The 14,811-nt window shown below is 49.7% G+C and carries 16 protein-coding genes and 1 tRNA gene; 9 read left to right on the top strand and 8 right to left on the bottom strand.

The features are described from left to right. Positions 1-27: 27 nt before the first annotated feature. A complete protein-coding gene (locus QT230_RS15720) occupies positions 28-1,557 on the bottom strand; it encodes an altronate dehydratase family protein (protein WP_308322943.1) in 1,530 nt (509 codons plus the stop codon). 501 nt (positions 1,558-2,058) lie between these two features. Between QT230_RS15720 and QT230_RS15715 the strand changes: the two genes are divergently transcribed. Beyond that, positions 2,059-2,280: a hypothetical protein gene (locus tag QT230_RS15715; RefSeq protein WP_308322942.1), complete on the top strand. Its 222-nt coding sequence runs from the start codon at positions 2,059-2,061 to the stop codon at positions 2,278-2,280. Positions 2,281-2,404: 124 nt separating this feature from the next. Here QT230_RS15715 and QT230_RS15710 read toward each other — a convergent pair. The 4 genes from QT230_RS15710 to QT230_RS15695 form a co-directional block, all read right to left on the bottom strand. Continuing rightward, positions 2,405-2,481: transfer RNA gene (locus tag QT230_RS15710), tRNA-Pro, on the bottom strand. 131 nt (positions 2,482-2,612) lie between these two features. Further along, positions 2,613-3,431, bottom strand: coding sequence for an inositol monophosphatase family protein (locus QT230_RS15705; RefSeq protein WP_308322941.1), 819 nt, complete (start codon positions 3,429-3,431; stop codon positions 2,613-2,615). Between the two features lie 85 nt (positions 3,432-3,516). Then, positions 3,517-3,945, bottom strand: a complete 429-nt coding sequence (locus tag QT230_RS15700; RefSeq protein ID WP_308322940.1) for an anti-virulence regulator CigR family protein — start codon at positions 3,943-3,945, stop codon at positions 3,517-3,519. A 227-nt stretch (positions 3,946-4,172) separates the two neighbouring features. Then, a complete protein-coding gene (locus QT230_RS15695; protein ID WP_308322939.1) occupies positions 4,173-4,595 on the bottom strand; it encodes a prepilin-type N-terminal cleavage/methylation domain-containing protein in 423 nt (140 codons plus the stop codon). A gap of 231 nt (positions 4,596-4,826) precedes the next feature. On the opposite strand from QT230_RS15695, the gene pilB reads away from it, so the two are divergent. From pilB to QT230_RS15665, 6 genes are all read left to right on the top strand, one after another. Beyond that, entirely contained in the window at positions 4,827-6,581 is a 1,755-nt protein-coding gene (gene pilB, locus QT230_RS15690; protein ID WP_308322938.1) for a type IV-A pilus assembly ATPase PilB, read from the top strand. A 3-nt stretch (positions 6,582-6,584) separates the two neighbouring features. Further along, the gene (locus QT230_RS15685) at positions 6,585-7,811 is read left to right on the top strand and encodes a type II secretion system F family protein (RefSeq protein ID WP_308322937.1); all 1,227 of its coding nucleotides are present in this window, start codon (positions 6,585-6,587) and stop codon (positions 7,809-7,811) included. 43 nt (positions 7,812-7,854) lie between these two features. Further along, a complete protein-coding gene (locus tag QT230_RS15680) occupies positions 7,855-8,700 on the top strand; it encodes an A24 family peptidase (protein WP_308322936.1) in 846 nt (281 codons plus the stop codon). A gap of 100 nt (positions 8,701-8,800) precedes the next feature. Continuing rightward, positions 8,801-9,403, top strand: coding sequence for a dephospho-CoA kinase (coaE, locus tag QT230_RS15675; protein WP_308322935.1), 603 nt, complete (start codon positions 8,801-8,803; stop codon positions 9,401-9,403). Between the two features lie 35 nt (positions 9,404-9,438). Further along, positions 9,439-9,672: a DNA gyrase inhibitor YacG gene (gene yacG / locus QT230_RS15670; protein WP_308322934.1), complete on the top strand. Its 234-nt coding sequence runs from the start codon at positions 9,439-9,441 to the stop codon at positions 9,670-9,672. 32 nt (positions 9,673-9,704) lie between these two features. Beyond that, the gene (locus QT230_RS15665) at positions 9,705-10,592 is read left to right on the top strand and encodes a DNA replication terminus site-binding protein (protein WP_308322932.1); all 888 of its coding nucleotides are present in this window, start codon (positions 9,705-9,707) and stop codon (positions 10,590-10,592) included. Between the two features lie 57 nt (positions 10,593-10,649). Here the strand turns inward: QT230_RS15665 and QT230_RS15660 are convergent, their stop codons facing one another. Continuing rightward, a complete protein-coding gene (locus tag QT230_RS15660) occupies positions 10,650-11,000 on the bottom strand; it encodes a hypothetical protein (RefSeq protein WP_308322931.1) in 351 nt (116 codons plus the stop codon). Positions 11,001-11,363: 363 nt separating this feature from the next. Between QT230_RS15660 and QT230_RS15655 the strand changes: the two genes are divergently transcribed. Together QT230_RS15655 and QT230_RS15650 are read left to right on the top strand one after the other, a co-directional pair. Then, a complete protein-coding gene (locus QT230_RS15655) occupies positions 11,364-11,846 on the top strand; it encodes a helix-turn-helix transcriptional regulator (protein WP_308322930.1) in 483 nt (160 codons plus the stop codon). Positions 11,847-11,851: 5 nt separating this feature from the next. Continuing rightward, positions 11,852-12,211: a hypothetical protein gene (locus tag QT230_RS15650; RefSeq protein ID WP_308322929.1), complete on the top strand. Its 360-nt coding sequence runs from the start codon at positions 11,852-11,854 to the stop codon at positions 12,209-12,211. A 107-nt stretch (positions 12,212-12,318) separates the two neighbouring features. Here QT230_RS15650 and QT230_RS15645 read toward each other — a convergent pair whose 3' ends face one another. Then, positions 12,319-12,693: a histone-like nucleoid-structuring protein, MvaT/MvaU family gene (locus tag QT230_RS15645; RefSeq protein ID WP_308322928.1), complete on the bottom strand. Its 375-nt coding sequence runs from the start codon at positions 12,691-12,693 to the stop codon at positions 12,319-12,321. A gap of 318 nt (positions 12,694-13,011) precedes the next feature. After that, positions 13,012-14,691: a 30S ribosomal protein S1 gene (rpsA, locus tag QT230_RS15640; protein WP_308322927.1), complete on the bottom strand. Its 1,680-nt coding sequence runs from the start codon at positions 14,689-14,691 to the stop codon at positions 13,012-13,014. Positions 14,692-14,811 lie beyond the last annotated feature (120 nt).

The following is a 14,811-nucleotide window of genomic DNA, read 5'->3' as shown; positions in this document are numbered from 1 at the left end:
GTTAATTATGCAGCTCAATAAGGGCTTTTACGTAACAGCACCTACCATCCACGGCACGAATTCATTGTTACCATAGCCAAGCGACTCGCTCGCACTCATCTCGCCAGAAGCAATCGAGATGATTTTTTCAAAAATATGTTCACCCACCTCTTCTACCGTGGCAGTACCGTCCACAATAGTACCGCAGTTGATATCCATATCTTCAAGAATGCTTTCATACATGTGCGTATTGGTCGCCAGCTTAATACAAGGCGCCGGTTTAAAGCCGGAGACAGAGCCGCGGCCTGTCGTAAAACACACAATTGTCGAACCAGAAGCGATCTGGCCGGTCACCGATACCGGATCGTAACCGGGGCTATCCATAAAGTTAAACCCCGGCTCTTTTATGGGTTGGGCGTATTCCAGCACATCATTAAGGCTGGAAGCACCACTCTTGGCCACCGCACCCAGCGATTTTTCTAAAATGGTAGAGAGACCGCCCGCTTTGTTGCCGGGCGACGGATTATTATTTAATTCAGCGCCGTTAATGTGCGTGTAGTGTTTCCACCACTCGATGCGATCAAGCAGTTTACGGGCAACCCCTTCATTAATCGCTCGATCCAGAAGCAGATGCTCAGCGCCATAAATTTCAGGTGTCTCGCTAAGAATGACGCTGCCACCATGCTTAACGATCAAATCAGCCGCATGGCCCAACGCGGGGTTAGCTGTGATACCAGAATAGCCATCAGACCCGCCACACTGTAATGCCACCGTTAGATGGCTGAGCGATGCTGGCTGCCGCTGGGCATGGCTATAATCTTTCGACATTTGACGGATTTTTTCAGACGCCAACTCGATACTCGCTCGGGTTCCCCCTGCACCTTGAATATTAAAATAAAATATTCTGGACGTATCGGTTAAGCCATATTTCTCAACCAGCTGTTTAACTTGATTGGCTTCACACCCCAAACCAATAATCAGTACAAAAGCGAAATTGGGGTTGATAGCGTAGCCATTTAGCACCCGCTCCAAAAAGGCAAACCCTTCAGAGTCAGTATTCATCGCACAGCCTGAACCATGCGTTACCGGCACCACACCATCAAAGCCTAACGCTTCAAACTCAGCGCTCGCATTAAGTCGCTCGGCTACTACTTTAGATACCGTCGCGGAGCAATTTACGGTTGAAAGAATACCAATATAATTGCGGGTACCCACTTGGCCGTTAGCTCGATGGTAACCGTTAAACGTGCGCTGATTGTCAATAACGGGCGTTCTTGCGGCGGGTTTGAACGCTTCCAAGGACGTATCGCGCTCAAGCATTGCCAGATTATGAGTGTGAACGTGCTCCCCCACTTCGATACGGCGTGAAGCCAAACCAATGACCTGTCCATATTTGAAGATAGGCTGGCCTGCCTCAACGACTGTCAGCGCGACCTTATGCCCCGCATCAATATTCTCATGCGCCGAGTGCTGGTCATCATCAATGGGATACCCCTTCGGAACAGGTCTCGCCGCCACGCCAACGTTGTCATTGAGATGCAGCTTAATGACAGCGGGTACATTATTGATCAGTTCCATTATTAACCTCTTTATTCGTGGACGCTAAGACCATTCACATCCCAGCCATCAAGCTCTAAACACCCCAGACGCGGGCTCGAATTGGTAGCAAGACTAGACTATCGTCTAATTAATGGCTATTGTGCACAATAACCAAAAAGTCAGTTTACTTTTTCACAGAGTGTCTGTCGATAATAAAATGATGGGGTAAAGAACTTGGTTACCAACGAAGCAGTAAAGCGAACATTCTGTTACTGTTTAAGTACGCTAAAAGGTTGTTCAAGGTTTGGGGCCACGCGGAGGTACCGTTTGCCGCAATGAAACCGGTGCTCACTTTTAATGCCAATACAGCCGCCCCAACGTCTTGAGGGATAAGCCCGAGCAGTTAGGAACCAAGGAGGCTCGCATGAGAAAATGGATTGTAATGGCGCTCGTAAACTGGCTACGTAAGCCAGCAAACCGACAGGAAGCCAGCAAACCGACAGGAAGCCAAAGAAGCATAGAGCGGGTTTCGAGGTCGTAGTGCTAGAAAGCGGACGCCTCAACAGGCAGGGGGTGCATACCTGCCCACAAGCCGCTTTTGCTTGGCACCACACCATCATTCGCAATGAGCTTAAACTGGATGAAAACTCGCTACTGCTCTGCGGTATAGCGCTGGGCTACGAAGACACTCAGGCACCTGAGAACGGTTTTATTACCGAGCGTGAAAGTGTGGAGAAATTTACTACGTTCCATGGGCTTTAATAGAAATGTTTAAGTCGTTGGTGATATCCTTTTTTAACCGTTATTTTTGGAAATCACTCTCAACAGTCAATCAAACAAAAACGGCCACTATAGCGATTTGCTAAGTGGCCGTTTTATATGTCTTTGGTCGGAGCGACAGGATTCGAACCTGCGACCTTTGCAACCCCATTGCAACGCGCTACCAAGCTGCGCCACGCTCCGCTGTCTTTATTGGCCGTTACATCTTTGCCTCAAGACGGTGCGTATACTAGCGGTTTCTTGCATAAATGAAAAGGCTTTATAGCGCTTTCTTTTCAAGTATTTGCCTACTTCACGCTACGACCCCGTCCTTTTTACTGGCGCTGATCAGCTTCCAACAGTAAATAGGCCATAGCATCGTACACACCAGGAGCAGCCACCAATAAATGTTCAGGATAAAGGTCTTCCGGCACCGCTGCGGGCGGTTGGTATAAGTGCCCGACTCTGGCACCGGCTTCTCGGGCAATCACCCAGCCTGCGACAAAATCCCAAGGTGAAACGCTCTCATAATAGGCATCTAAACGGCCACAGGCCACGTCGCACAGATCGAGCGCGGCGGCGCCGTTACGGCGAATATCCTGACACTCAACAAGCACGGCCTCTAAACGTTTAAGCAGGTGTTTACGCACTTCTCTACGGTAGGGAAAGCCAGTGCCTACCAATGTATGGGATAAGGCGTCTGCGATGCTTGGCTGGATAGGCTGGCCATTGCAGAAAGCACCACCGCCTTGGACAGCACTAAAAGTCTCGCCTAAAAAAGGCGCGTGAACCACACCCACTTTGGCAACGCCCTCTTCCATCCAGCCAATTGAAACCGCAACATGGCGTAGCCCTTGGGCGAAGTTAACCGTTCCATCAATGGGATCCACCACCCACAGCTGCTGTGCTTCCACATGCAACGCGCTCTCTGGGGCAAGCTCTTCGCTTAACCGTGCGTCACCCGGAAAGTGCTCTTCCAAGCGTTGGCTAATCAGCTTATCGACGGCCACATCGACATCGGTCACTAGCTCATTATCTTTTTTCAAGTGGCGGGCAAAGCCCTGATCTTCACGGGCCTTGATAATCATCTGCCCAGCTTCTTCAGCAATAGTGATAGCCATTTCAAGACGTGCGGCTAGTGTGTGGTCGCTCATTGAATCTCCCTTAGAACGCGATGCTGTTATGAGTCACTACCATAAGCCGCTTAGAGGCAATTTTCGAGTCACTTATTGCATGGGGTTAACGCAAAACGTCCGCGATCACATCGACAACAATGCGCGTGGCCGCTTCGATCAATACAACGTCGGCACCCACGCGCTCCCACTCATAACCAGGATAATAGGGCAGCTGAGAGGCAATTTGACCATCAAAACGTTTAGCGATGCCCGGCGGCAGCGGCTTACCGCGCTCTAGGTTGCGCTGAATCCCCGGCGGCAACGCCTCAGCGCGCGGCGCATCTTGCTGGCGCAATAAGTGACGCAGTTCGCGCTCATTAGTACGGGGCAAGTCAACCCACTCACCACGAACATGCCGTGTTTGATGGGATTCTTGATGATAGCCTTTGTCACGGGCGCCGTGGGCAGGCGCATGGGCGGGCTGTGCAAAGGCGGCGCTATTGAGTAGCAGTGCGCCAAGCGCACTCAGGACAATCAGTTTGATGAGGTTCACTGTATGCTCCTCGCTTTGAGTTAGAGCTTATAGTGTAACGAGCAAATGCGTAGGGATTGAGGAAGGAACAGAGAGTTTACCGGTGACAACTACAGCATAAATATTTTGGGTCGATAAGCTGCTGTTAATCAATTACATTTATATAAGACAAAAAAGTGCCCAGCGTTCCTGCTGGACACAGATTGAATATGTGAAGTGCGATCCAACCATAGCTTAAGAATCAGGATTTATGCATCAGGATTAGTAGTATCAAATTTACCAGTTTCAAAATCAAGAGATATATAATTTCCTCGAGGAGTTTCAGCTGCTATCGCCGTGCCATCCAGTTCTCCCATGGAGTCGATTGTGACGTCATTAGTGATAGTGCCACAAGCATCAACCGCATTATCGGTCATTGTGGATAATTCCGTAACCAGATCCGTCGACGGATCCTCTGAAATTGTTAGTTCAGCCATAATTCTATTTCGCTCAGTACCTAGCTGAGCTTGGCATGCGTTTAGATCAGCTCGTGTCACATAATTATTATATTGGGGAATAGCCACAGCAGCTAATACACCAATAATCGCGACTACGACCAGTAACTCAATGAGCGTAAAACCTTTTTGCTTTAGGCGTCGGGGCTGCTGCGTTTTCATTTGATGCAGTTGCATAAATTTTTCCCTTGCGCTGGTAAGTCGTTTTTGGGTCAAAATAGTTAACAAACCTTAGACTGACATAAGTACATTAGCTGACCCTAACACTGATTGGCAACCGATGTTCCTTTGCAGTAACACTAGGCGGCATACTTTTTTCAATGCATCTTTTATGAGATACCTACTAGCCATATCACCCATGCCAAATTTGTTTAAAAGGGCTAAATTTACCATGCCACTGAGAACACCATGACGGCCTCTTCAGGTAAATCGACATTAAGTCATGCGGCAGCACACGGCGGACAGCACGGTATTGCCCAGCGTTTAATCAAGCACGGCTTACTCAGTGAAGCTCAAGCGGCAGAGGCCGCTGTCGAGTCTCGCCAGCTCGATATTCCGTTGCTACAGCACGCGGTGGAAAGCGAGCTAGTGACCCCCGAGGAAGCGGCTGTTGCGGCAGGGTATGAATACGGGCTCCCGGTTATCAACCTTGAGTCTGTGCGTATTAATGCCCTGCCGCACGCCGCCGATTACCCCACGCGGGTGCTGCAAAGCTTGAATGTGGTGCCCCTGGCCCGTCATGGCCATCGTTTAACCGTGGCCGTGCCTTACCCCGCCACGCTTACTCAATTGGATGAGCTGCAGTTTGCCACCGGGCTTAGTATTGAAGGGGTGCTAGCCCCGATGAACCAACTGGCGAGCACACTAAAAACCTATTTAGCATTAGCGCAAAACGAGCACAGAGCGCTGGATGAGTTTACCGACCTTGATGATGAGATATCGTCACTGAATATTGCCCAGAACAACGAAGTCCCCCTGGAAGAGGTTCCCAACAACAGTGATGATGGCCCCGTGGTCAAATTTGTTAATAAGGTTTTATTAGATGCGATTCGCCGTGGCGCGTCCGATATTCACTTTGAACCCTATGAAACGCTCTACCGTGTGCGCTTTCGAGTAGATGGCATGTTAATAGAGGTCGCACGCCCGCCTTTAGCCATGCGTAACCGTATTGCCGCGCGCTTAAAAATTATGGCACGGCTGGATATTTCTGAGCGACGCCTGCCTCAGGACGGGGCGATCAAACTTAAATTATCACGCACACGCTCACTCGATTTTCGGGTTAACTCACTGCCCACAGTGTATGGCGAAAAATTGGTGCTGCGTATTCTTGACCCTAGCGCCGCGCAGCTCGGCATCGAGCAATTGGGCTTTAGCGATGAGCAGCGTGGCTTTTATGAGCGCGCCCTTAGCCAGCCCCAGGGAATGATATTGGTTTCTGGCCCCACCGGCAGTGGTAAAACCGTGACACTGTATACCGGCATTAACATTCTCAATAAAATTGAGCGCAATATTTGCACTGCCGAAGATCCGGTGGAAATTAAAGTGGCCGGCATTAACCAGGTCAACGTGTTGCCTAAAATAGGCCTCGATTTTGCCAGCGCCTTACGCGCTTTTCTGCGCCAAGACCCTGACGTGGTAATGGTGGGGGAAATCCGCGATTTAGAGACAGCTGAAATAGCCATAAAAGCCGCCCAGACAGGCCACTTGGTGCTCTCGACCGTACATACCAACTCGGCATCTGAAACACTTGCTCGATTGGCCAATATGGGTGTTTCATCATTTAATATCGCCAGCGCTGTCAGTTTGATTATTGCACAACGGCTGGTACGCATACTCTGCAAGCACTGCAAAACACCTATTGAACTACCCCACGAAGTACTGCACAAAGAGGGGTTTAATGATACTGAAATTCAACAGGCTACCTTTTACAAAGCGGTAGGCTGTAAACACTGCACCCATGGTTATAAAGGTCGCATGGGTATTTATGAAGTGGTGCCGATTACGGACGCTATGCGCCAATTGATTATGCGTGGCGCTAATGCGCTCGATATTGCGCAACAAGCTCGCCAGGAGGGCTACCCCAGCCTACACCGTAGCGGTTTATTGAAAGTGATGGAGGGCATTACCAGCCTGGAAGAAGTTAACCGCGTCAGTAAGGAGTAAACAATGGCAAAAGCTCGACGCCGTCGCACTGCTACTCAGCTTTACCGGTGGAAATGGTCGGGTAAAGGCCCTCAAGATAGAACCCTGAACGGTGAATCCATTGGCCGTAGCAAAGCAGAAGTATTGGCTGGATTGGCGGGGCAAAGCATCAACGTTAAGCGCATCCGTAAAACGAACCTACTGAGTAGCGGCGGACGCATTAAGGCTAAAGATGTGATGGTCTTTGCACGCCAAATGGCGACGATGATTCGCGCTGGCATTCCACTTTTGCAGGCCTTTCAAGTCGTTTCTGAAAGCCTGAAAAAACCCGCGATGGCCATGTTAGTCCAACAGCTGTTGAATGATGTTTCTTCTGGCTCTAGCTTTTCTGATGCGCTTCGTCGCCACCCTAGACACTTTGATCGCTTGTTTATTAATTTAATTGACGCTGGCGAACATGCTGGTGCGCTGGATCAAATGCTCGATCGTGTCGCGACCTATAAAGAGAAAGTCGAATCGCTTAAAGCGCGGGTCAAGAAAGCGCTCTGGTACCCAAGTGCGGTCATGGTGGTGGGTATTACGGTCACTATGTTATTGCTGGTTAAGGTGGTGCCTCAGTTCGAAAGTATGTTTAGTAATTTTGGCGCTGAACTTCCTGCGCTAACCCAAATGACAATTAATTTATCTGAGCTTGCTCAGCGATACTGGCTAGCAACCCTCGGTTTCGTGGTGGTCACGGTACTATTACTCAAAGTGAGCATTCAACGCTCACCCAAAGTGGCCTATTTGATGCACGTTTTGCTACTTCGCTTACCGATCATTGGCGATATTTTTCATAAATCGGCTATCGCCCGCTTTTCGCGCACCTTAGCGACCACGTTTGCCTCTGGCGTTCCGCTGGTTGAAGGCTTAGATACCGCCGCAGGCGCGACGGGCAATAAGGTTTACGAACGCGCCGTGTTGCAAACCTGTCAGGATGTCGCCACCGGGCAACAGTTACACTTTGCCATGCGTATGACCAACCGCTTCCCTGCCCTGGCCATTCAAATGGTCAGTATCGGTGAAGAGTCGGGCTCGCTCGATACCATGCTCAACCGCGTCGCCGATTATTATGAGGAGGAAGTCGACAATAAGGTCGATGCGCTGACCTCGTTAATAGAACCGGTTATTATTGTTGTACTGGGGACGCTGGTGGGCGGTGTTGTGGTCTCTATCTATTTGCCTATCTTCTCTTTAGGCTCTGCACTCTGAACCATCTAATGCCGCTTGTTAACTAACGCTTACAGGGAACGTCATGCATTACCCTCCACTTATTGTTTGGTTAACCGTTTTTTTGATCGGGTTGTGTCTAGGCAGTTTTCTTAATGTAGTGATTACTCGCCTCCCCGTGATGCTGATGCATCATTGGCGCAGCGAGGCGCGGGCCGCCTTGGAGCTTAGCGCTGAGCACTCGCCACGCTTTAATTTAGCCACGCCTCCCTCACTGTGCCCGCGCTGCGAATCCGCCATCGCCTGGCACGATAACCTTCCACTGCTGGGTTGGATCAAACGTCGAGGGCGCTGTGCTACGTGTAAGACGCCCATCAGCATCCAGTATCCGCTGGTAGAGCTGGTCGGTGGATTACTTACTTTAGCAGTACTGGCGCTGCATGGCGTTAGCGGCGAGGCAGCGTTTGTTTACGCCGCCTGCCTAATGCTGCTAGCGCTCGCTGTTATCGATTTTCGCACTCAGCTACTGCCCGATATCCTCACCCTGCCGCTACTCTGGGCCGGTTTATTATTCCAGCTACTCTACCAACCACTGATGCTGCCGGGTGCGGTTATCGGCGCAATGGTGGGCTATCTTTCACTGTGGAGTTTTTATTGGCTGTTCAAACTGGTTACTGGCAAAGAGGGCATGGGCTTTGGCGACTTTAAGCTACTGGCAGCGCTGGGCGCTTGGTTAGGATGGAGTTTTTTACCGCTAATTTTGATACTTTCCGCTGGACTGGGTGCCATCGTTGGTCTCATAACGCAAATGTGCTTGCCACACTTACGCGGCCAACCACTGCCTTTTGGGCCTTTTCTTGCGCTCGCAGGCTGGGTGGGGCTCCTTGTCGGTGATGAACTAATGATGCTTTATCTCAATCTGCTTATATAAAGCTAAGCTATATGGATTCAAGCGGTGTGAAATATAGACGATGTAAAACAATCTTTATTTAAACATTAGCTATATGCAATTTGGCTATTTGAGGGTCGCAATGATTATCGGATTAACGGGCGGCATTGGGTCAGGTAAATCAACCGTTGCGCACGCCTTTGAAACATTAGGTGCCGCGTGGGTGGATGCTGATGACGTGGCCAGAGAAATCGTGGCCCCAGGCGAACCGGCACTTCTTACCATTCAAGCGCATTTCGGTGATCGGGTAATCAATCACGATGGCACCTTAAACCGCGCTGCGCTGCGCGAGATTGTATTTAACGATCCCAACCAGCGCCAATGGCTTGAATCGGTCACTCACCCAACTATTAGAGAGCGCCTGCTCCAGCATTTGGAGCGACTCGAAACCGAGGGTGCCCCTTATGTACTCCTGGTGTCGCCACTACTCTTTGAATCAGGGCAAAATACATTAGCGAGTCGCTGCATCGTTGTGGATGTGCCTCAGTCACTACAATTATCCAGAACTCAGCAGCGGGATGGGGTGAGTGAAAGCCAAGTGCATGCTATTCTCGCGGCCCAACTTTCCCGCGAGCAACGGTTAGCCAAGGCAGATGACGTGATAGATAACAGCAGTGACCACGAAAGCTTAATGAAGCAGGTGGCACGGCTTGATCAAAACTACCGTCGCCAGCTTAACGACTGAGGTATCGCGCCTGTTAATGCTATTGGAGTTTATTGATGACTCGCCCTGCAAACGATTCCCCCTTAGAGGTTAATTGCCCACAGTGTGCTAAGCCTGTGCCCTGGCTTCCCGAAAGCACTTACCGACCTTTCTGCAGTAAGCGCTGTCAGCTGTTGGATCTCGGCGCTTGGGCCGACGAATCTCACCGCATTTCGGGCGAATCCGCGATGGATGAAGCCGATATTGAGACATTGCTGGCGCAAGCAGATAAGGATGCGCCACTCTCTTAACGAGACGCTAACTAGGAAGCCTGACACTGACCATGGCCGATACATTCGTTAACCCACCACCGCTATCGGCTTATCACCTGCTGCTTCAGTTGGAGCAGCAGTTTGATCATTTACTGGAAACTATAGAGGAAGCTGTTTCGTTATACGAACGCCAGCAACCCGCGACTTGGGTCTTTCACCAAGCGACACCCTCTAACGACTGGCTGCGTAAAGCCATGTTCGATATGTGGCATGAGCAAGATCAAGATGGCCGTGAGACGCGCAACTACATTGCCGTAGTAGCCGCGAATGATGAACTGCTGACCGCAATCAACACGGTTAACCAAGCAAAGACAAACTTCAGCGAGATGCTGCAACATATAAAACAAGCCGCGCCCCAGGCTTTGAGCGACGCTAAAAGCCGACTGCCACAGCGCCACCCTCATGTTAATGACGTATTGAGGCGCAATGGGCTGGCTAAATTACATCTCAAACAGAGCTGGCGGCACTTGCCTATTGCACAAGCGCCGGTGTCACGCATCCGCTTTGCCTGGTATAGCAGCGGTCGCTCCATCAAACGCTTAACCGTGCAAGAGGCAGAACGTAAGCTTTTACAGCAAGATAGCGATGCACCGCATATTCGTATTCAATTACGCAAATTAGCTGGCATCCCCAGTGGAGAAGTACTCGCCCAAGTGCAAACCCAGGCGCCGCTCATGCGGGCCAATCTGTTTTATACCGAACCACTCGATGATGGACACACCAGACGGGCACTGAATGCCGCTATGCCGCTATTTTTGCCTGCGAATGATCAGCGGCTGCCCCACATTAATTTGCCTTCGCAGCAGCCCCCAACCACCCGCACAAGAGCACGACGCCGCGATGAGAAGCTTGAACAGGATGTATTCCTGCCTAGTTTACGCGTTTACCGCTACCGATAGTCTTAGCATGAAGCAGGCTTTTCCTATAAAACCAGTAGCCATTAATGGTCAGCTTTCTTAAGGCTGCTGGTTGCCAGGCACTTCATCCTGCCGCCATAAGCCATAGCTAAGCAGTGTTTCTGTTAATTCGGCCAGATCGTAGTGAGTTAAGCCATAGGCACTCAGCAACGCTTCAAAGCGCTGTTTGAAAGCAATATCCAGCTCTTGCTGACGCTCTTTCTGCTTGGCTTCCACGTCATCTTTTTCTAACGCTGCAAGCGAACGTACCGGCGGACCTGTCGGTATATCAAAATCGCTATCAGGGTCTTCTAGCTGACGTAAAGCTTGCGCAAAGGCGTCATCTAACTCACGAAATTTGCGCAGCTTCTCCCGCTCATCTACCGGTTTATGAACCTTTTGATATTTCATCGATGTTTCGTTTACACCTTACTAGAAATGGTCGATATGACTGCCAACGTAGCATTAAATCGCAAAACTGTGCACAAACGCGTAAACCTACCAAGCAAACTTGCCTTTGCTACCCAGTTACCAGCATAAAGGGATCATCATTATGCATCTGGGATAAAAAAGTGCAGTTACTAAACACGGCTAGGCTAGCGACAGCTCATTAAATTAATGCACCGCATCAATAATACCCAAAAGTAGCCTGAATACAGAGCGCACTCTCAGCCATGTGCTGAACGTTTTGTCATATATTCGCTAGGTTACCAGCTTCAACGCACGAGGAGAGTGCCCTACAGGCTGGTTAAGCACGACCTGCACGATTCACGCATGAGAAGGCCAGATATAATGTTCAACGCGATGACACGAGCTGAGATCTGGCTACAGGACACACTTGATAAGCCACTCGGTATAGAAGATCTTGCAAACCATCTTGGGTATTCGTCTTCTCAGGTTCGCCGTCAATTCCGCCTGAGCTTTCATGTTTCACCTAGCGCCTATCGTGAACAGAGGCGCTTAGAGTGCGCAGGTGTATTGTTGGCGCTGACTCCCCTCAATATAGCGCAAATTGCACTACGCTGTGGGTACCTTAATCACTCTTCTTTCTCTAGGGCATTTCAGCGCCGCTATGAATTAACACCACGTGATTTCCGACAAGCGGTGAAGACCACGCTACACCACTCAACACTCAGTTACAGCTTCAACACATCAATCGAAAAAACTAGTGACCGACAAATGATTCTAATGCGTCTTTACAAAGCGCCTGAGCATATCAAAGGGCTAGGAATGTCAGCTATCATAACAAGCAACTAGCGTACTTGCAGACCCAATTATGCCGATCAAAAACCATCATTGCGCTACCTGACATACTCGCTGATAAAGTGAATGCGTTAAACGAAAAACTTTTCCATTCCCATCGCACCGATATGGGGCTTTACCTAACGCCTATCGACAACGCTCACGATATTGCTCTGCCCCTCTCCTACCGCCGAGTCGACATCCCAGCCCATTATTACGCAAGCACATGCTTCCACGATTTTGCCCATTTAGATGAAGCGTTGATGCACACCATTATGCACTTGCTACATAGGCAGAATAATTACTTCGTTAGCGGCTACCCGCCCCAAGTATTGTGGAAAGCAAACCACTTAGAGCTGCGAATCCCCCTGTTGGCCTAAAATGATAATAGCTAACCTAACAGTGACAGCAGCAGTGAGGCATTGCTAAGGGAGACTGCAATTAAAAAACCGGTATTTCTGAATAGAAATACCGGCTATGAACCTACTTAGTCTTCCATGCGTACCAGCCAGGATTCGACGGCTTCATCGCCATGCTCATCTTTCCAGCTACGCAAACCTTTGTGATTACCGCCGCGAGTTTCAATTACCTCGCCTGTTTTAGGGTTTTTGTAAATTTTTAGACGACGCTTACGACGCGCGTTGCCAGTCGCCGTGGTTTTAGTAGTGCGCTGATCAGCAGCAGGATCCAATAGTGCAATCACATCGCTCGGGCGCTTGTCGAACTCAGTCATTAGCGCTTCAAGTTTGGCCTTGAATTCAAGCTCGCTTTTAAGACGCTGGTCGCCCTCTAAGCGCTGCAGGTCTTCTTGTAGCTGCTTTAGCTGCTGTTCTTTTTGAATATATTCGTTAAGTAATGACATCGGGATTCCTTTAGTATCGTATCCAACTGAAAGGGGTTCAACTGGCTTAGGTACTGACTTGACAACCGTTGCACCCACTAGTTCAGAATGCTGGGACATTATTCCTGTAAAAAAGCTAACTGACAACAGTCTAGTTGATTTTCACTCAATTACTATTCGTTTTTTTAAAACTCAATTGCTGCTTAAAAGTTTCAAGGGTAATTGAACGTGACCATTATTCGAGGTTTGTTGTTCAGCTATTACTTGCATTGAACTACTGCAAACAAAAGCGCCGCCCAAAAGGGCGGCGCTTTTTACAGACCAACAACTAATACATGATTAGTCTTGACCCATCTGCTGCTTGATCAATTCACCGATAGTGGTCGGGCCACCAGCTGCTTCCGGCTCTTGCTCACGGATTTTCTTGAGATTTTGGCGCGTATCGTCTTGATCTTTCGCTTTTACCGACAGATTAATCTGACGGCTCTTACGATCGACGCTAACAATGCGAGCTTCAACACTGTCACCTTCGTTCAGCACGTTGCGCGCATCTTCTACACGATCAGCACTGATTTCAGAGGCTTTCAATACGGCAACAACGTCAGTCGCCAGCTCAACCTGCGCTTCTTTAGCATCAACTTCAATGACACGACCGGTTACGATGCTGCCCTTGTCATTGACTGACAGGTATTCAGCAACGGGGTCAGAATCCATCTGTTTGATGCCTAGCGAGATACGCTCACGCTCTGGATCGATAGACAGAATAACAGCTTCTGCTTCGTCACCTTTCTTGAAGTTGCGAACTGCTTCTTCGCCAGTATCAGACCAAGAGATGTCAGACAAATGAACCAGACCGTCGATGCCGCCCTCAAGGCCGATAAAGATACCAAAATCAGTAATCGACTTAATGGTACCTGAAACGCGGTCGCCCTTGTTGTAATCAGTGTTGAAGGTTTCCCATGGGTTAGCGGTGCACTGCTTAATACCCAGAGAAATACGACGACGCTCTTCGTCGATATCCAACACCATGACGTCAACATCATCGCCCACTTGAACGACTTTAGACGGATGGATGTTCTTGTTAGTCCAGTCCATTTCAGACACGTGAACCAGACCTTCAACACCCTCTTCCAGCTCGGCAAAGCAGCCGTAGTCAGTCAGATTAGTGACGACAGCGTGAACCTTCATGCCTTCTGGGTAACGCTCTTTGATGTTGACCCACGGATCTTCGCCCAACTGCTTCAGACCCAGTGAAACGCGGTTGCGCTCGCGGTCAAACTTCAGCACTTTGACATTGATCTCGTCGCCAACAGCCACGATCTCGGACGGATGCTTGATACGCTTCCATGCCATGTCAGTGATGTGCAGCAAGCCATCAACACCACCCAGGTCAACGAAAGCACCGTAGTCTGTCAGGTTCTTAACGATACCCTTGATCTGCTGACCTTCTTGCAGAGTAGCCAGTAGCGCTTCGCGCTCGGCACTGTTCTCTGCTTCCAGAACCGCACGACGTGATACCACCACGTTGTTGCGCTTTGGATCGAGCTTGATGACTTTAAAGTCCAGCTCTTTATTTTCCAGGTGCGCAGTATCGCGAACTGGACGAACGTCAACCAACGAGCCAGGCAAGAAGGCACGGATAGAGTCAACTTCGACTGTGAAGCCGCCTTTAACTTTACCGTTGATAACACCCTTGATGACTTCGTCTTTTTCGAAGGCAGCTTCCAGAATCTTCCAAGCTTCAGCGCGCTTGGCTTTTTCACGGGACAGGCGCGTTTCACCGAAACCATCTTCCACGGCTTCAAGTGCAACGTGCACGTCGTCACCGATAGCGATGTTCAGATTACCGTGTTCATCGCGGAATTGTGACGCCGGAATCTGACCTTCAGATTTCAGACCAGCGTTGACAGTAACCCAGTCACCGTCAATGTCGACAACTTGAGCCGCGACAATTGCGCCTGGCTCCATGTTGATGTCGTTAAGAGACTGTTCAAACAGATCAGCAAAGCTTTCGCTCATGGTGTTCCTACATAATTACGTTGTTGAGGCATAAATGCCTTCTCCGCACCACCAGCAAGTGCGGGCCTAATGTCACTCAGCCTTCGGAGGTGTTAACGCTGGTTAGACCTGACCGGGCTC

It is taken from the genome of Halomonas sp. SpR8, assembly GCF_031010195.1.
In the GTDB taxonomy this organism is placed as follows: Bacteria; Pseudomonadota; Gammaproteobacteria; order Pseudomonadales; family Halomonadaceae; genus Vreelandella.
This window is presented reverse-complemented; position numbering and strand designations above follow the sequence as displayed.

Bases quoted from the DNA above. Each gene is read 5' to 3' on its own strand.
- QT230_RS15655 (WP_308322930.1), top strand. From the start codon at position 11,364: ATGAGAAGGCCAGATATAATGTTCAACGCGATGACACGAGCTGAGATC.
- QT230_RS15680 (WP_308322936.1), top strand. From the start codon at position 7,855: ATGCATTACCCTCCACTTATTGTTTGGTTAACCGTTTTTTTGATCGGG.
- QT230_RS15705 (WP_308322941.1), bottom strand. From the start codon at position 3,431: ATGAGCGACCACACACTAGCCGCACGTCTTGAAATGGCTATCACTATT.
- QT230_RS15695 (WP_308322939.1), bottom strand. From the start codon at position 4,595: ATGCAACTGCATCAAATGAAAACGCAGCAGCCCCGACGCCTAAAGCAA.
- QT230_RS15685 (WP_308322937.1), top strand. From the start codon at position 6,585: ATGGCAAAAGCTCGACGCCGTCGCACTGCTACTCAGCTTTACCGGTGG.
- QT230_RS15660 (WP_308322931.1), bottom strand. From the start codon at position 11,000: ATGAAATATCAAAAGGTTCATAAACCGGTAGATGAGCGGGAGAAGCTG.
- QT230_RS15665 (WP_308322932.1), top strand. From the start codon at position 9,705: ATGGCCGATACATTCGTTAACCCACCACCGCTATCGGCTTATCACCTG.
- coaE (WP_308322935.1), top strand. From the start codon at position 8,801: ATGATTATCGGATTAACGGGCGGCATTGGGTCAGGTAAATCAACCGTT.
- pilB (WP_308322938.1), top strand. From the start codon at position 4,827: ATGACGGCCTCTTCAGGTAAATCGACATTAAGTCATGCGGCAGCACAC.
- rpsA (WP_308322927.1), bottom strand. From the start codon at position 14,691: ATGAGCGAAAGCTTTGCTGATCTGTTTGAACAGTCTCTTAACGACATC.
- QT230_RS15645 (WP_308322928.1), bottom strand. From the start codon at position 12,693: ATGTCATTACTTAACGAATATATTCAAAAAGAACAGCAGCTAAAGCAG.
- QT230_RS15720 (WP_308322943.1), bottom strand. From the start codon at position 1,557: ATGGAACTGATCAATAATGTACCCGCTGTCATTAAGCTGCATCTCAAT.
- yacG (WP_308322934.1), top strand. From the start codon at position 9,439: ATGACTCGCCCTGCAAACGATTCCCCCTTAGAGGTTAATTGCCCACAG.